The 17072-nt window shown below is 33.5% G+C and carries 14 protein-coding genes and 1 pseudogene; 12 read left to right on the top strand and 3 right to left on the bottom strand.

Going from position 1 to position 17072, the window contains the following annotated elements; translation table 11 throughout:
• The first annotated feature begins 164 nt into the window (after nucleotides 1-164).
• The 6 genes from CXF67_RS14250 (at nucleotide 165) to CXF67_RS14220 (ending at nucleotide 8101) form a co-directional block, all read left to right on the top strand.
• Nucleotides 165-512: a hypothetical protein gene (locus CXF67_RS14250; protein ID WP_102089355.1), complete on the top strand. Its 348-nt coding sequence runs from the start codon at nucleotides 165-167 to the stop codon at nucleotides 510-512.
• A 155-nt stretch (nucleotides 513-667) separates the two neighbouring features.
• On the top strand, nucleotides 668-1567 hold the full coding sequence (locus CXF67_RS14245) for an oxidoreductase (RefSeq protein WP_102089354.1): 900 nt from the start codon (nucleotides 668-670) through the stop codon (nucleotides 1565-1567).
• A 707-nt stretch (nucleotides 1568-2274) separates the two neighbouring features.
• Nucleotides 2275-2712 (top strand): hypothetical protein, encoded by a 438-nt coding sequence (locus CXF67_RS14235; RefSeq protein WP_145990473.1) that lies wholly within the window; start codon nucleotides 2275-2277, stop codon nucleotides 2710-2712.
• An 871-nt stretch (nucleotides 2713-3583) separates the two neighbouring features.
• Nucleotides 3584-4882: an MGH1-like glycoside hydrolase domain-containing protein gene (locus CXF67_RS14230; RefSeq protein WP_102089352.1), complete on the top strand. Its 1299-nt coding sequence runs from the start codon at nucleotides 3584-3586 to the stop codon at nucleotides 4880-4882.
• A gap of 426 nt (nucleotides 4883-5308) precedes the next feature.
• Nucleotides 5309-6958, top strand: coding sequence for a sodium:solute symporter family transporter (locus CXF67_RS14225; RefSeq protein WP_102089351.1), 1650 nt, complete (start codon nucleotides 5309-5311; stop codon nucleotides 6956-6958).
• A gap of 6 nt (nucleotides 6959-6964) precedes the next feature.
• Complete coding sequence (locus CXF67_RS14220) at nucleotides 6965-8101, top strand: glycerate kinase (RefSeq protein ID WP_102089350.1); 1137 nt, start codon at nucleotides 6965-6967, stop codon at nucleotides 8099-8101.
• A 243-nt stretch (nucleotides 8102-8344) separates the two neighbouring features.
• Here the strand turns inward: CXF67_RS14220 and CXF67_RS14215 are convergent, their stop codons facing one another.
• Together CXF67_RS14215 and CXF67_RS14210 are read right to left on the bottom strand one after the other, a co-directional pair.
• Entirely contained in the window at nucleotides 8345-8557 is a 213-nt protein-coding gene (locus CXF67_RS14215) for a helix-turn-helix domain-containing protein (RefSeq protein ID WP_102089349.1), read from the bottom strand.
• A 10-nt stretch (nucleotides 8558-8567) separates the two neighbouring features.
• Nucleotides 8568-9101 carry a hypothetical protein gene (locus CXF67_RS14210; protein WP_102089348.1) on the bottom strand — a complete coding sequence of 178 codons (534 nt, stop codon included), beginning with the start codon at nucleotides 9099-9101 and terminating at the stop codon, nucleotides 8568-8570.
• A gap of 210 nt (nucleotides 9102-9311) precedes the next feature.
• Between CXF67_RS14210 and CXF67_RS14205 the strand changes: the two genes are divergently transcribed.
• Nucleotides 9312-9998, top strand: coding sequence for a T9SS type A sorting domain-containing protein (locus CXF67_RS14205; RefSeq protein ID WP_102089347.1), 687 nt, complete (start codon nucleotides 9312-9314; stop codon nucleotides 9996-9998).
• Nucleotides 9999-10365: 367 nt separating this feature from the next.
• Nucleotides 10366-10524, top strand: coding sequence for a hypothetical protein (locus CXF67_RS18315; protein ID WP_180957974.1), 159 nt, complete (start codon nucleotides 10366-10368; stop codon nucleotides 10522-10524).
• A 486-nt stretch (nucleotides 10525-11010) separates the two neighbouring features.
• Here CXF67_RS18315 and CXF67_RS14200 read toward each other — a convergent pair.
• Nucleotides 11011-11438, bottom strand: a pseudogene (locus tag CXF67_RS14200) (IS4 family transposase); the annotation flags it as partial.
• A gap of 235 nt (nucleotides 11439-11673) precedes the next feature.
• Between CXF67_RS14200 and CXF67_RS19235 the strand changes: the two are divergent.
• The 4 genes from CXF67_RS19235 to CXF67_RS14185 all read left to right on the top strand — a co-directional run.
• The gene (locus CXF67_RS19235; protein ID WP_374702251.1) at nucleotides 11674-11829 is read left to right on the top strand and encodes an aminomethyltransferase beta-barrel domain-containing protein; all 156 of its coding nucleotides are present in this window, start codon (nucleotides 11674-11676) and stop codon (nucleotides 11827-11829) included.
• An 11-nt stretch (nucleotides 11830-11840) separates the two neighbouring features.
• A complete protein-coding gene (locus tag CXF67_RS14195) occupies nucleotides 11841-13460 on the top strand; it encodes a S8 family serine peptidase (protein ID WP_102089346.1) in 1620 nt (539 codons plus the stop codon).
• A 1545-nt stretch (nucleotides 13461-15005) separates the two neighbouring features.
• Nucleotides 15006-15290, top strand: a complete 285-nt coding sequence (locus CXF67_RS18900; RefSeq protein WP_257984699.1) for a transposase — start codon at nucleotides 15006-15008, stop codon at nucleotides 15288-15290.
• Nucleotides 15291-15720: 430 nt separating this feature from the next.
• Nucleotides 15721-17072: ice-binding family protein (locus CXF67_RS14185; RefSeq protein WP_145990472.1), on the top strand; the 1352-nt coding region annotated here is incomplete at its 3' end.

Raw genomic sequence — 17072 nt, 5'->3', positions numbered from 1 at the left:
CAACATTTTGCTTGTAGAGGGAAGAACTGATATTAAATGCTTTAAGGAAATTTAATGTCGAGCATTCTTTTATCATTATTGATTTAGGGGGTTCATGATTTATTAATGGTTCTAGTCTAGAAGAATTAAGCAAACTCAAAAGACTTAATGCAAACTCATATAGTGTGATTTTTGATAGTGAATTCGAATCCGAAGGTGCTGCATTGAAAGCAGAATTTAAGGCATTTGTAACTAATTGCGAGGATTTGAATTTTAATATTTTTCCAACGGATTATCATTCTATGGAAAACTACACTACTCAACGCGTTATTAAAATGGAACTAGGCCCAGACGATGTGGCTTTATCCAAATATGAGAATTTTAGTTCTCGGCCTAAAGAGAATAAATGGGGAAAAACTCTGAACTGGAAAATGTTTAGGGAAATGACTATTAGTGAATTAGACGGCAGCGCACTATATGCCTTCATTAAAAACACGTTAGTGCCTTTAACTGTAAATAATGCCGACGATTAATATAAAAAGCTTAAAACGATTTTTGCATTAACATTAGTCACAAGCTAAAAAGATAGACTTCTCAGAAATTTATCCATTCTTCTATTAAATAGTCATAAGCAAGAGCAAATATCAAAGTAATTTTGTAGCATTAATTAATAATAACAAGTGAAAAAATGACAAATCTAAATTGGACCAGTGAAGATATTCCAAATCAGAGCAATAAAGTTATAGTAATTACTGGAGCTACGAGTGGTTTAGGCAAACAAGCAACAAAAGTATTAGTTAGTAAAAATGCCAAAGTAATACTGGCTGTTAGAAACACTCAAAAAGCAAAAGATGTAGTTATGGAAATCCGTAAAGATTTTCCAAATGCAAAATTAGAAATTAGACATCTTGATTTGGGAAAATTGAATTCTGTTAAAACTTTTGCTAAAGAATTCACTAGTGATTACAGTCAGTTAGATGTTTTAATCAACAATGCTGGGATCATGATGTGCCCATATTCTAAAACAGAAGATGGCTTCGAAATTCAGATGGGAACAAATCACTTTGGTCATTTTGCACTTACAGGTCTATTAACCCCCCTATTATTAGAAACCAAAGATTCACGAGTAGTAGCAACCAGTAGCATTGCACACAAATCTGGTAGCATAAATTTTGACGACATAAATTGGGAGTCTAGAAAGTACAACACTATTAAAGCGTACGCGGACAGTAAATTAGCTAATTTATATTTCACATATGAACTCGCAAGGAAGTATAAAGACAATCCGAATGCACCGATATTTACTGTTGCTCATCCTGGTGGAACAAATACGGACTTAGGAAGGCATATGAGCATAACAAAGCTTTTGGCTCCCCTATTAGGTCAAAAAGTAGAAGTGGGGACATTGCCCTCACTGAGAGCAGCCACAGATTTAAATGCTGCATCTGGCGACTACTTTGGACCAAAGAACTTCTTTGAATCTAGAGGATATCCTGTCATAGTCCAGCCAAACAAAATGGCTCAAAACGAAGTAAATGCAAAAAGACTATGGGAAATATCAGAACAATTGACAGGCGTTAAATATTAAAATAAAAAACAGTTTGGCAAAAACTAAACATAATCACAAAAACATGTATCGGATTATTAGCTCTATGAGCTATCGTTGAATTAGGTTTTGGAGGATTATTTTTATTCAATTTACCTGGCACACTGAAAACATAGATTTTACCTTGTTTTTTATTGCTATTTTGATGGAATTGATTTTGGTGCTATAGAAGGTTTTAGTCACAGAACTTCACTGACTTTATTGAGTGGACTTAGCGAAAATGGAACACTTAAATTCCAAAATGCACCACACTTTGCATCCTGGCTTAGTTTGGTATTAAATAATAAAATATCGTGAGGAAGAATTTTGAGTAGTAGAACTCCGAAGGGTAGTCTTAGACTTAAAATTCCTTTAAGACAAACTGTTAATTCTAAAGGAAATTAAAAAGATACTCACCTTTTTAATTTCTTCAACAGAATAGCTTACAGAAAAGGTAGGGCTTTAGTTGTTTCTGCTACTGCAAGAAAATTAGCCACTATACTTTGGGATATGCTCTACAAAAGGCAAAACTACAATCCTCCTACTGTTTATGAATATCTTGACCAAAAAAGAAAGAGAAAGGTCATAGAACTTCCAAAACAAATTGCTAATTTATATGTGAGAATGAGTTAAATCAAGCTTGCTCGAATACCAGCAAAAACGAGGTGTGAACAAAACGTTACTTAGAATAATAAAAATTGCACTTGAAATTGAAAATCGGATTTTTAAGAAAATATAGCCTCTTATTTTTTGTGCTGATTTTAATATTTTCTGTACTATTTTACTTCCTTTTAATGGGAGCAGCGGGACACGGATTTTATATGAATTCAACTGATACTTTTGCTTTGATAATAGCTTTGTGCGGAATTTTTATTTTGCCAAATTATAGGAACGGATTAATAAAAAATAAACAAACAAAAAACTCGATTTTAATCCTTTCTATGATAATTGCAATTGGGACAATTATTTTAGGAATTACAGTTTTAAAAAGCTCAATTGATTTTAATTATGGAGATGATGTTAGCGGAATTGTAATCGGATTATTTTATGCAGTACCACTTATTTTTATTATTATAAACGGAATAATATTGAACGAAATTGTGATAAGATTGCTTGAAAATACTTCTTATACCAAATTAAACCTATAATGTCGTAATAAATCGTTTCTTTTTCGCCTGCTTTTTATCAAAAATAATTACCGTAGCTAAGGCTATGCTAATTATTTTAAACTTCAATCAATCAAAAAATAATTCAATTTATTTATACGACATTATAAATTTAATTTGGTATTACAAAAACAAAGAACTGAGGTAAAAAACAAGTCTTTTCTACTTTAATTTTGAGGTACTAGTGTTGAGAGGTGAGGTGTGAGTATTGAGAAAAGTTAATTTATTGAGTAGTGTAATCGATGTTTGAAAGTAATATTTTGCTCTTACAATCCAGATGTGACTTTTCGATACTAAATTCAAATTTACTGGCGTAATTTGAATTTCACTCGAAGTGACTGTTTGAGTGTTGAGTAATGAGTGGTAAGCCTTGAGATGTGAGTATTGAGAAATGTTGATTTGTTGAATCTTGTAATTGTAGTTTGATTGGCATATTTTGCTGTAACTATCCAAGACTTTAATTGTCTACTATTCTAACAATCTAGCTATTTAACCATCTAGTAATCCTCCCTCACATTCGGTATGTAGCTCTGTACCAGCTAAAACAAAAGTCATTTTTTAAATTTTTAATGACCTGAAAGAAACTTTCAATAATTAATACTATTTTTCAATTTTCAATTTTTGGAAGTGATTAATGTTTCTCAGCAGTAAAATGAAAGGAGGAAGGATGATAAAAAGTCTTTTTTCCTGTAGCGAAGCGATCTTGTCTCTGATATCTCGATGGCTGTGCGTCGAGGTAGTTCATTTAAAATAAAAGTATACTTTTATACTTTATACCAATTTAACACTACTTCACTAGGTCTTTGGAGACAATGGTGAAGTTTTTTTTTACAATTTTTAATTTTAGAACCTTATGAATGAACTAAAAAATAAAGCCATAGAAATTCTTAATGCGAATTGGCGTGATGGTTTTAGTATTCCATGCGAGAAACTGTATCCGTTTCAATGGAATTGGGATTCTGGTTTTATTGCAATAGGCTTTGCTCATTTCGATATGCCGAAAGCTGAAGAGGAAATATCTACCTTATTAGATGCGCAATGGGGGAATGGTTTTATACCGCACATAGTTTTTCATACTGAAACTGATACCTATTTTCCAGGACCAGATTACTTTTGTTCAGAATTGCATACTGATGCTTCAAAAAAATACAAAACTTCGGGAATAACACAGCCACCTGTACTTGGATTTGTGCTAGCAGAGATCTTAAGAATAAGTACAGATAAAAAGGCAACTTTGAAGTTTATAGAGGGTGTTATTGATAAGGTTTATGACAACCACAATTATTTTTACACCAAAAGAGATCCTCAAAATGAAGGATTAGTCTATATCTACCACAACTGGGAATCGGGAACAGACAATTCGCCAATGTGGGATGATATTATTCACAACATGGACTCTCCAGATTATGAATTTGAGAGACGAGATACAACGCATGTCGATGCTTCTCAAAGACCAAGTAAACGCGAATACGATCATTATTTACATATCTTAGAAATTGCAAAAGAGCATAATTATAGCGATGAAAAAATAGCCGAATTATCTCCTTTTTTGGTTCAGGACCCTTTATTTAATTCAATGCTTACAAAGTCCAACGAAAGCTTAATCGAATTATACACGTTAATTGGAGGCAACGCGAATAAAATTAAACAACTTGAAACATGGCAAGAAAAAGCCATTAAGTCGTTTAATAATAAGTTATTTGATGAAGAATTAGGAGCTTATATTCACTATGACCTAAGAAATGAAAGAAAAATAAAACATATTTCATCTTCTTCTTTTACACCATTATTTGCCAATATTCCAAGTAAAGAAAGGGCAGAGAAACTGGTGCAGACCTTGATGAGTAGGTTTGGCAACGAAAATCAATATTTATGTGCATCTTTCGATCCAGAAAGCGAACTATATAAACCAAAAAAGTATTGGAGAGGCCCAGTTTGGATCAACTTAAACTGGATTCTTTATAATGGATTAGTACAATACGGGTTTAAAGATATTTCCAAAAGAGTGAAGGATGATACGGTCGAACTTATAGCGAAAAATGGTTTTTATGAGTATTTTGATGCGAGAAAAGAAGTGAGTAAGGGAGGATATGGAGGAATTAACTTTTCTTGGACTGCTTCGTTGTTATTAGACTTGTTGAATAAGAAGTGAGAAGTGAGTGGTGAGTGTTGAGATCGCAGGCGGGAGTAAAGAATTCAAAATAAGAAAAAGGAAATGAAGTGTTGATAGTAAAAAGTTGATTTATTGAGTCTTGTAATCGTAGTTTGAGAGGTACATATTACTCTAACCATCTAAGTATCCAACCATGCAGATGTGACTTCTCGATACTAAATTCAAATTTACTGGCGTAATTTAAATTTCACTCGAAGTGACTGATTGAGTGGTAAGTTGTGAAAGGTGAGTAGTGGGAGGTGGGGAGTGAGTAATGAGTGGTGAATTGTGAGAGATGAGAGGTGACTATGTAAGAGTTGAGATGGCAAGTGGGAGTAAAGAATTCAAAATAAAAGAATAAAGAGCAATATTTAACAGGGAATAAACAATAGTCAATAACAAGAATAACTCCAAAAAACGAAAATTATGAATTGGTTAGATTATAGTATTATTTTATTATATATCGTGTTCTTTTTAGGGATGGGTTTTTTCTTCAAAGACAATAAAGATTCAAAAGATTATTTTTTAGGAGGAAGAAGCATGGGATGGTTCCCTTTGAGTCTTTCGACTATGGCGACGCAATTGTCTGCCATAAGTTTTATTTCGGCACCTGCCTTTGTAGGATTAAAATTAGGGGGAGGAATGAAGTGGCTAACGTTTGAATTTGCGGTCCCTCTGGCAATGCTATTTATTATGATTGTTATTATTCCACCTTTATTTAGGTCGGGGGTAGTGAGTATTTATGAGTTTGTGGAGAAAAGGTTTAGTTCTTCTACACGACTCATTTTAAGTATTGTTTTTCAAATTAGTCGTGCTTTGGGAACAGGAGTAATGGTCTATACCATTGCCATAATTTTACAAGCTGTTTTAGACATAGATTTTGTATACACTATATTGATAATCAGTATAATAACAATTATTTATTCTTGGCAAGGAGGGATGAAAGCAGTGGTTTGGGGAGATGCTATTCAAATGATTATTTTATTTCTAGGATTAATAATTTGTCTGATTTACGGCTGGAACACAGTGCAAGATCTTGGAGGCTTAACAGATGGTTTTGATTCTGAACGATTACAAGTCATAGATTTTAATTTAGGTATTGGAGATGGCAATGAATATGGTTTTTGGCCAATGTTGATAGGAGGATTCTTTTTATATGTCTCCTATTATGGATGCGACCAGACTCAAGCGCAACGCTTACTCTCCGCGAAAGATGAAAAAACCATTCGAACTTTATTATTAGCTAACGGCCTATTAAGGTTTCCTGTTGTCTTGGTGTATTGTGTGATGGGTCTTATTTTAGGGAGCCTGATTACTCTAGCTCCAGACTTCCTAAGTGATATTGCTTCGACCACACAAAAACATTTTCCGGAAGAATATGCGGCTAATGGTATTAAAGCAGATTTAATGGTACCCGTTTTTATTATGAAGTATTTGCCTCATGGCCTTATAGGCATTTTGATGGTAGGGATCTTATCTGCTGCAATGTCGTCTTTAAGCTCGACGGTAAATTCGTTATCTGCTGTTACAGTTGAAGATTTTTTCAATAGAGGGAAAACAAAATTAGAACCGAAAAAGTATATGGCTATTTCTAAAGCAGCAGTCGTATTCTGGGGAGTGGTTTGTATTGCTTGTGCTTTTTTATTTGGAGGTAGTAACAGTCCAGTGATAGAAATAATTAATGCGATAGGTTCCGTATTTTATGGTCCTGTATTGGTCACGTTTTTATTGGCGTTTTTCTCCAAAAAGGTTAATCATATAGGAATGAATGCTGGTATTATCGTAGCGGTTTTAATTAATTTAATGTTTTCTCAAACCATTCAGAACTTATTTCATATCGATTTGGGCTTTAATGTATTTTGGATTTGGTTAAACTTTACTGGGGTGATCATAGCATTTGTAGTTGCTTTCGCCGTTAGTGCCATGACAAGAAGCGTTAAGGTGAAAGAAATTTCAAACTTCAATATAACACTGAAAAAATCTGACTTCTTGATTAAAGAAGTCTATATACTAGTGACTTTCTTCATTGCTATTCTGATATTTAGTTACTTCATTCCAACAATTTTTGGTCAATAATTTAGTATGAAAATTGTAATAGCCCCCGATAAATTCAAAGGATCACTGTCTAGTCTAGAATTCTGTTCTGCCGTAGAAGATGCTATACATCGAATATCTACTGAAGTAGATATCTTAAAATTGCCATTGGCCGATGGCGGCGACGGGACTATTGATATTGCTAACTATTACCTTGGAGGTAGTTTAATTGAAGTTGAAGTCAAAAACCCGTTATTTCAGCTGATAACTGCATCTTATTTATATGCGGAAACATCACAAACCGCATATATCGAAATGGCTGAGGCTTCAGGGCTTTGGTTATTAAAGGAGGAAGAACAAGACTGTAAAAACACGACTACTTTCGGTACAGGAGAAATGATTTTACATGCCATTGAAAAAGGAGCAAAAAAAATCATCTTAGGAATTGGCGGTAGCGCTACGAATGATTGTGGAATTGGAATGGCAACTGCACTAGGGTATAAATTTATAGATAGGAACAATAAGGAGGTAAAACCAATTGGTGCGAGTTTATCTCAAATATGTAGTATTGATGATGCAAATGTATCGTCAAAACTAAAGCAAGTAGAGTTTCAGGTGGCTTGCGATGTGAACAATCCATTATATGGAAAAAATGGTGCGGCTCACGTATATGCAAAACAAAAAGGCGCTTCAAAAGAAGATATAGAAATGCTGGATCATGGACTTACATGTTTTTCTAAAGTGTTAACTGCTCAATTTAACGTGCAACCTCAAGCGATTAAAGGCGCGGGAGCAGCAGGAGGGACGGGTATTGCTACAATAGTATTTTTGAAAGCCAAGTTGGAATCTGGAATACAAGTGATGAAGGAGCTTGCAAATTTTGATCATCAAATAGCTGATGCCGATTGGATAATTACAGGAGAAGGTAAATTGGATGTGCAGACCTTATCAGGGAAAACAATAGATGGTGTTTTAAAATCAGCCAAAATTTATTCTATTCCAGTTGCTGTATTCTGCGGACAGATAGAATTGGATAAGGAGGCGTTAACTAACTTCGGAATAACCTACGCTCAGGATATTTTAAGTAGGTCAATTAATTTAGATGACGCTTTAAATAACAGTTATAAACACCTTTTTGAAATAGCTGAAACCTTCGCGAAGAAAGCCGTAAGTAATGAAATTTGATATGGAATACCGTAGTTTGACTTGTAATTAAAAAGAATAAACGAGTAGGGTTAACAAACATTTGTTGCCTTATAACCTTGAATCCAGCATTTTTAGTAGTTAATTAAATGTCCCTTGGATGATACTAAAAACAAGACCTTTAAGAGATATATTCTCTACACTTAAGATTTGAATAGGGTTTTTACAGATGTTGTGCTTTATTAAAAAAACGATTTCTGAATTTAAAAAAGATAAGTCAATGGCTTATCTTTCTTTCTCAGCATATTCCAATATATCACCAGGTTGACAATCTAAAGCCAAACAGATGGCCTCTAAAGTCGAAAAACGGATTGCTTTGACTTTTCCTTGTTTTAAAATTGACAAATTTACTGTTGACACACCAACTTTTTCAGAGAGTTCTTTTAACATCATTTTTCGTTTCGCCAACATGACATCTAAGTTCACTACAATAGCCATAATTCTGTATTTATACGGTTAATGAACTTTCGATTTCATTGAACAAATCGGTTAAGTTCTCTTCATTTTTACCCCAAGAGTATATTTGAAATAAGGTCACTGAACAAAATATCATCACGGTTTCATTTCCTCGCGTTTCAAAGTTTATATATAAATTCTCACCCCAAGATCTAAACGAAATTGGTGTAATTACTAAAATTTCAAATCTGTCTTTATCCGCTTCAATCAATCTAAATTTTGAATCATTTATAACTTCTATAATCTTTTCAAACATCAGCTCTTTAGAGATATCAAATGTCTTTTCAGAATGAACCTTTGAAGTAAGTATATTATATTGATTTGTAAAATAATTTTTAAAGAACAGTGATTTCCTTATCACCAAATTGAAAATAAAAAAACCTGCAATTAAAAAAATAGTGATTATATAAATAGGATTTTCAAGTTCTATATAGTTGCCAATTAGAAATGGAAGGACCATTAAAACAAATAAAGCAATCCATGTTTTAAATACCTTTAATTTTTGTTTGTGTGAAACATATTCCATTAGGAGAGTTTTTATAAGGACATAAATCTTGTAATTACAAATCATTAAGCACAGCACGGTGTATAACTTATTGATTATAGCCTACAAGTAAATCCCCAAGTATTGGGACTAGCAGATTTCCTGTTCGGCTTTTATGTGTTAATTTAGTAGCTAAATCACACAAGGCTTGTCACACATAAGCGTATCCACAAGCTGAAAAAAGCAGCGATTATGAAATATTCACTTTTAGTAGTAGTACTATTCACCGCCTTCTATGGGAACGCACAAGACTCAGATCCTGATTTATTTCAGACTTGGAATTTAAATTTTGTCCAATCAAGTGACGCAGGAACGCCTTATGAAGTATCAGAAATAGAACCCGAAATTACACCTACCTTAACAATTCTCGAAAACTATGAATTTTTTGGCGAAGGGGCTTGCAATATATTTAGCGGAATATATAATTTTCCAAATTCGAATATTTTAGAAACTTTCGATTATTCTAATACAAATGAAGATTGTGGTGTTCAAGCTCATACTTCGTTTGAAATTGAATTTTTCTCATTTATGCAAGACGCCGGATCTTATGAGATTACACAAGAAGACGACGGTTTAGTTCTTACAATTAGCAATGCCATATTTGGACAAGCTATATTTAGAAATTTTACTCTAAGGACAACTGATTTCGATTTTAGTAATAGTCAAATTTATCCAAATCCAAGTAGTGGTTTAGTATTTATAAAATCTAAAAACAAGGTGATTCAAAAAATTGAAATTTTCAATTTAAACGGACAGATTAGAAAATCTGTAATTTCAGATTTTCAAACTTTAGATATTTCTGATTTATCCGTAGGTATTTATCTGATGAAGATATACACGAAGAATGGGGTTTTAAATAAGAAAATTATTAAAAAATGATGAATTATAGGATAGAATAGCCAGTTGATACTAACTAAGCATATAAAAATAGCGTAAGTTATAGAAATGGCTTGGGTATTTTTTCCAAGTGGCAAAATTTAAAAATAGGGCTTGCGTATTATTCGAAAATGCAGCCTTCTTTTAAACGCTACGTTTCATATAAAATACCACCATAGAACATTTAACGCAACCAATTCGAGAAAAATATATTTAATAGAATAGTATAATTATAAACTACCAGGCTTAACTTATCCCATTTTTATTTCTCGGAATCTTTTCTTGTAATGATGATTATAATTGTACAGATAGGCTCATAAACACGACAGGTCTTGAAAGTGAATAGGATTGTATAAACACAAGATACCAAATGGATATAGAATTATTGGAAACTCATATGATTATTAGAAATCAACCGGATTTTACAGAATTTGTATCAGGAAGTTGTCAACCTACCATTGATTTTACTGTTTACGATTTGGGTATTGGAAAAAAAGGACTTGCAAATGCTAATAGTTCAATTGACTAGGAATTAGTTGAAAGTTGTGTAATTGGAAATGAAAACCTAACCGTTAATTTCAACCAAATGAAACGATAGAAGCACCAAATTTGACATATCACGCTCTGATTCCAAAGCTTAGAGGTGAACAAGAATAAAATGTTGAAATAGTAATTAATTAAAAAGGTGCTACAACACAAGGTATAATTAATTGTGCAAGTGCTCATCTAGAAAACTCCGCTGGGATTTTCTATCTGTTATTTGTTTGCTAAATCAGTTACTTAATCAGGCAACAAACCAAACTCAAAATCTTGGTAACAAGTTATACCAATTTAATTTTCAAATGATATATCAAAAATTTGAGTTCTACTACGACTTAGCTCAGCACAGGTTTTTTACTTAGTCAAGGAAAAAAATATAAGCATAGCACTAGTTACGGTTCTATTTTATGACGATTAATAAGTGAAAGTGAAACTGATTTTATATGATATTTTAATGCCAATTTGGTTTAATAGGTTTTGATACATGGTTGTAGATCTTCGAGCCACCTTCAATGGTCTTTCCTGTTTTTGAAAGATCAATATTACCAAAGATTAAGCATCTTGCATCACCTGGTGAGGGTGTGAAAAGTTTATCTTTTATTAAATATTGCTTTACGAACTGGGCCAAAAAAGTTCTCCAATTGATTTTTTGATTTCCTAAAACTCGACAGTACGCATCTTTTCCTTAGTTACTCTGTTCATCGTCATTACTGGTTGTAAGTTCATCTATAGAGTCAATTCCAATAAGGGACAAGATTAGCTGCATAGCGATCAAATCTTCAAATGAAAGACCCGCCTTTTTGCACCAACTGAATTGTTTTTTATTTTCTTGAAACCTAAAATATCCAGATGTGCCCGTAAATAGTCTGAATTAAGCCAAACCTTATTAAGCTTCCCTTTTATTTATTGAACTTTTGCAATATCTTCTTGTTATAGCATGTTTTGTACTTTGTAACTTAAATAGCATGAAAACCCATTGAATACGAGTTGCGAAACTTGAGTAAGGTTATTTATACAAGACAGGGTTAAGCACATCCCGGTCTCTATCGTCTTGGACTGCTTGTTAAGAATGAAGAGGTTCATTGGGTGAGAAATTATTTAGAGTCAAATATGAATGAAACCTTGGACGTAATGGCGCGTGTTCGGTACCGTCAAATTTGGAAAAAGCAATCTTATACCAAACACTTTCGGACTTTATGTTACCTTTGTGAAATCACAATCGGCTATTACTGAGGGACAATTTGTTGTTTGGTATTCTAACGAAGAATTGCTTGGAAGTGGTGTTATTGCCTAAATAATAAAAATATGAAAAAAATCTTACTATTATTAGCCGTTTTTGTGACTCCGTTTATTTATTCGCAGCAGGATGCGTTGGTCTTTCTTCTTGATAAAGAAGATGTGGCCACCTCTATCGCGAATCCTATTTCTATTATGACTCAGGAGGCCGTTGATAGAAAGGCCTTGCAAAATACAACAATTGATGAACGTGATGTTCCTGTAAATGAAGCCTATATTACACAACTTAAAAACACCCTAGGCATAAGTGTTTATGCTAAATCCAAATGGATGAATGCCGTTTATGTTCGTGGATCCCAGATGGATATTGATGACTTACTTAGCGAAGATTATGTGAGTTCAGTTGAATTTATGGATAAGTCTTTAAATTTTAGGTCAATAACAGGAGCTACCCCAGATAAATTTGCCATCGAGAACCAACAAAGTAAAATTACATATAATTATGGTGCTGCGGCAAATCAAACTACGATGCTAAAAGTAGATTATTTACATGAACAAGATTTTAATGGGGATGGAATGGTTGTAGCCGTTTTGGATAGTGGTTTTCCAAACGTGATAAATAATCCAGCTTTCTCGGATATTGTTTCTGATGGCAGATTACTTGGAACTTACGATTTTGCTTTGCGTCAAGAAAATGTTGATGGGACAGGGTCGCATGGAGCACAGACATTTAGTGATATAGGTGGATTTATTTCAGGTCAATTTGTAGGGACTGCTCCCGCAGCCTCTTTTTACCTTTTTAGGACAGAATTTGGTCCTAGCGAAAACCCAGTTGAAGAAGCCTGGTGGGTTGAAGCACTAGAGCGTTCGGATAGCCTAGGTGTTGACGTTGTAAATACATCTTTAGGATATCGAGGTTATGACAATTCTGCCTATGATCATAGTTATGAGGATCTTGATGGTCAAACTACGATTGGTGCGCGTGGTGCAAATCACGCTTTTGATAAAGGTATGATCTTAGTTACATCTGCGGGGAATGGTGGTACTTCTGGTTTTCCTTTTGTTGGTACTCCAGGAGATTCACCTGGAATGTTAACCATTGGTGCAGTTGATTCAGATGGAGATTATGTTAGCTTTAGCTCAATAGGACCTACAATAGATGGTCGAGTTAAGCCAGATGTAATGGCTCAAGGTCGAAATGCGGCTGTTGTAAGTTCAATTGGTAACGTAACTACCAGTAATGGAACCTCTTTTAGTTCTCCTATTATGGCGGGTGCAGTAGCATCATTATGGCAAGCCAGACCCGAAGTCCCTAATGCACAGATAATGCAGGTTGTTAGAGAATCAGCACATTTATTTAATAATCCGACAGATCGAATGGGCTATGGAATTCCAAATTTCGAAGATGCTCTTAACAATCTATTAATTCTTGGAGCAGAAGACCAATTACTAAAAGATCAATTTGCACTGTATCCAAATCCTGTAAAAACGAATATTAATATCTCTTTTCCAGAAGGAATGTCACAAGCAGATTTTATTGTGTACAATATCATGGGAGATCAAGTGCTGAATACCAAGATTTCCAATGTTAATAATTGGGTGAATCTTTCTGATTTAGCAAGTGGTATGTACTTTGCTACTATAAAATCAAGTTCTAAAACAAATAGTTTTAAGCTAATTAAGGAATAGTAAAAAACAGAATTACAGAGCTTTTTAATAGTCAATATCCGATCATTCAAGCTTGAATGTTTTTGGGAACAGTTGACTGCGATCAACTAGTATCGTAAGTAATGTTGGTGGTCTAGGTTTGCTTGGTGCGTGGTCAATGTATTACGAGAGCATATTATAAAATATCAAAAAGCAACGTCTAAACCATTCGGAGTCAATGTACTTATGTTGTATCTTAATATTGATTAGATTATTCAAGTAATTATTTCTGGAGGCGTTAAAGTTGTATTTACTTCCGCAGGAATAACTAAAATTTATGCAGCTAGACTTAAAGAAAACGATATTACTGTCGTTCACATAGTCTATAGGGTAGAATTTGCATTAAAGGCATAGGAGGCAGGAGTGGATGCTAAGGTCGCTGAAGGTTTTAAAGTTGGTTGGCATAATGGTAAAGAGGAGACTACAACTTTTACCTTAATCCTATGGTGAAGGAAGAATTAAACATTTCGTTAATATCAGCCGTTGGAATTGCTAATGGGAAAGTGAAGTTTGCAGCAATGGGTTTATACCAAATTTGAATGCTAAATTGATAGTAGGCCTTTTTTTTAGATGGAATGTGTCAACGGCTATTTTGTATATCTAGTGGTTATTAAGAAGTCGTAATTTGCAATGTCCAGTACTTTTTTTGATTAATATATATATTTAAATATATACCTAGCTTCGTTGAAATTAAATTCTTGCACAAAAGTAGCTTTTTATTGCCGTATATAATTCCTATATTTTGACACGGAAAAAAAAGCAATTTTAGATATTAGAGAATTGGATTTGGAGCTAAAGAAATTCTTATTAACACAGAAAATCTTAAGAGAGAAAAACGTTTAAAGAGTTTGTTAGCCATTAAGTCTGGCGAATCTGAAAAACGACAATAATTAACTGATTTTTTAGGGATTCATATTAGAACCTTAGAAAGGTGGCTTGTGAACTATAAGGCTGGAGGCCTTGAGAGGATGTTAACAGATAAGCCTAAAAACAAATTTCTAAAATTATTACACCACAAATACATAAAGGTTTATCGCAAAGAGTACATCACCCAAATAATTCTTTTTAGGGTACTGAAATGCTCAAAATTGTGTAAAACAAGAATATGGCTTAGTTGTTAAGTCCCAACGGATCCGTGAGTATTTGATTCAATACTTTAAAACAAAACCCAAGACACCTAGGAAATCTCACTACAAAAATGATGTGGAGGCTGAAAAAGCTTTTTTAAAAACTCCCAAATAGGCTAGATAACATTATAATTAGGATACGTATGAATCTGTTAATTTATACTTTCAAGACGAAGCTCGATTTGGAATGATGACTCATCTTGTTAAATACTTAACCGTCAGTGGGATTTAGCTAATAGTGACCTACCAGTATATCTTTAAGACTACCTATCTATATGGTAGTTACTTGCCCATAAATGGAGACTTTTTTGTTTGGTAAATAAATGGTGTAAGTACTGACATATTTCAAGCTTATCTGCGAGAATTTTCAACACATAATCTACAGGAATATTAAATTGTAGTGATTGATAATGCAGGATTTCATTTTACAAAAAATATTGGGGTATCACAAAATATAGTTTTGCTAAGGATACCTCCATATAATCCTGACCTAAGCCTATGCAATCAAGTATGGGAATACATTAAAAATAGATTTAGAAATCAAAGATTCAAATCGATGAAAAGTTTAAAAGAGTGGCTAAGCGGAATGGTCTGCGAAATGAAATCTGAAACCATTACATCTATAACAGGAAATCATCATTTCCTAAAATATTTTAATGACTTAATTGATATAACATACTGGTAATGAACAATATGTTATTTAATAAGCAAGTACTTTGTCATTATTACCTTTTCATAATATGGAGCAAACATTAAAATAATAAGGCCTCTTTAATATTTAGAGTTAATCAATATTGCTTTTTTTAATCTTGTCAAGCTTGTCAATCAATTAATTCAATATCATCTTACCAAAAATACGAAATAATAGAACAAGGACTACAAACAAACCCATAGCAACGATAAAATCGAGAAAATATTAACTTTTCAAAGTAATAATAGTTAATTATAAGCAATTATAGTGAATGTATATTTTCATTCGAATCATAAATTCGCAAAATTAAAAATCATAATAATTATAAATTTTAATTATTATGATTATAATTTTTATTTATAGTGTAAAAAGTGAACTCTACACTATCAATTCTTTTTTTATTAAAGATTAATACATGCAAATCATGAAAAATTTACTGTTTACAACAACAATTATTAGTCTTATAATGAGCATTGCCTCACTGGAGGCATCAGTTATTAATTCTATCACTAAAGTTGGTATTGTGAACACTACTGCAAGTCATATGTTAGTGCCAGAAATGACGATATTGCCTGTTTCTGATACAAATTATCTTTCAAGTAATACTGAATTGTACAGTAGCGAAACATTCTGTGCATCCCAAGCTGTTACGGATTTAATAACTTTGTACAACGCATTAATGGCACAACCAAGTACAACAAATCACGGTCCAATTTTTGGTAATGCAATTGGTGGAGAAACTTTAACTCCAGGAGTCTATGACGTAGGCGGAGCAGCATCGGTTACTGGAACGCTTATATTGGATGGCCAGGGAAATTCAAATTCCGTATTTATCATTAGAAGCGATGGTGCACTCACTACGACCGTTAATACAACTGTAGTATTGACAGGAAACGCAAAACCAGAAAATATTTTCTGGACAAGCAGCGCAGCTATGTCTACGGCCGCTGGTACCATAATGAAAGGTACAATGATTGGTGGTGGTGGTGGTGCTGGAGCAGTGTCATTGGGTGCTGGAACTAATCATGTAGGAAGAATGTTTACCAAGTTAGGTGCAATAAGTATAGGTGCAGGCACTATACTTGGCATCCCAACAGGTACTTCTGTTTTTAATTTAAGAAGTCTTTCCACATTTGCAATGTGGTCTTCTGGTGGTGCGGTTTCAGATGCCGCAGTTACAAGTATCACAGGAGACGTCGGTACTGCATTAGGAGCTCTTACAATTGGTAGTACCCATATTGGGAATAAATATTCTCCGAAAGTAGATTATTGTGCACTTAATCCTACCGTTTGGATTGGTGAAGTTTCTACTGATGCTGAAAATATAGATAATTGGACCAAGGGCTTCCCTGACAGAGATATTGATGTTGTGATCAATATTACACCAAATGATCCCCTTTTTTCAGAAAATATAGAAATGAAAAATTTATCGATCGTTACCGGTGCTAGTGTCTCACAAACCAATGAATCTCAAATTGATGTTCATGGTGATTTTCAGAATAATGGCACCTATAACCCAGGAAACTCAACTTTGGCATTTAAAGGAGATGAAATTCAAAATTTTTCTACAGATAATACAATCTCAGTATATAACTTGACTATCGATAACGACAACAGCTTAAATCTAGTATCTGGTAATGTTGATGTGTTCAATAGTTTAAAGTTAACGACTGGTGATTTAATCACAAATTATGATCCTGCTATTTCTGATAATAACCTAGTAACTTTTAAATCCAATGCTATTAACACAGCTATTATTAGTGAAATTGAAAATGG

It is taken from the genome of Psychroflexus sp. MES1-P1E (genome assembly GCF_002836055.1).
Lineage (GTDB): Bacteria > Bacteroidota > Bacteroidia > Flavobacteriales > Flavobacteriaceae > Psychroflexus.
This window is presented reverse-complemented; position numbering and strand designations above follow the sequence as displayed.

Bases quoted from the DNA above. Each gene is read 5' to 3' on its own strand.
- CXF67_RS14245 (WP_102089354.1), top strand. From the start codon at position 668: ATGACAAATCTAAATTGGACCAGTGAAGATATTCCAAATCAGAGCAAT.
- CXF67_RS14230 (WP_102089352.1), top strand. From the start codon at position 3,584: ATGAATGAACTAAAAAATAAAGCCATAGAAATTCTTAATGCGAATTGG.
- CXF67_RS14225 (WP_102089351.1), top strand. From the start codon at position 5,309: ATGAATTGGTTAGATTATAGTATTATTTTATTATATATCGTGTTCTTT.
- CXF67_RS14220 (WP_102089350.1), top strand. From the start codon at position 6,965: ATGAAAATTGTAATAGCCCCCGATAAATTCAAAGGATCACTGTCTAGT.
- CXF67_RS14215 (WP_102089349.1), bottom strand. From the start codon at position 8,557: ATGGCTATTGTAGTGAACTTAGATGTCATGTTGGCGAAACGAAAAATG.
- CXF67_RS14210 (WP_102089348.1), bottom strand. From the start codon at position 9,101: ATGGAATATGTTTCACACAAACAAAAATTAAAGGTATTTAAAACATGG.
- CXF67_RS14205 (WP_102089347.1), top strand. From the start codon at position 9,312: ATGAAATATTCACTTTTAGTAGTAGTACTATTCACCGCCTTCTATGGG.
- CXF67_RS18315 (WP_180957974.1), top strand. From the start codon at position 10,366: ATGGATATAGAATTATTGGAAACTCATATGATTATTAGAAATCAACCG.
- CXF67_RS14195 (WP_102089346.1), top strand. From the start codon at position 11,841: ATGAAAAAAATCTTACTATTATTAGCCGTTTTTGTGACTCCGTTTATT.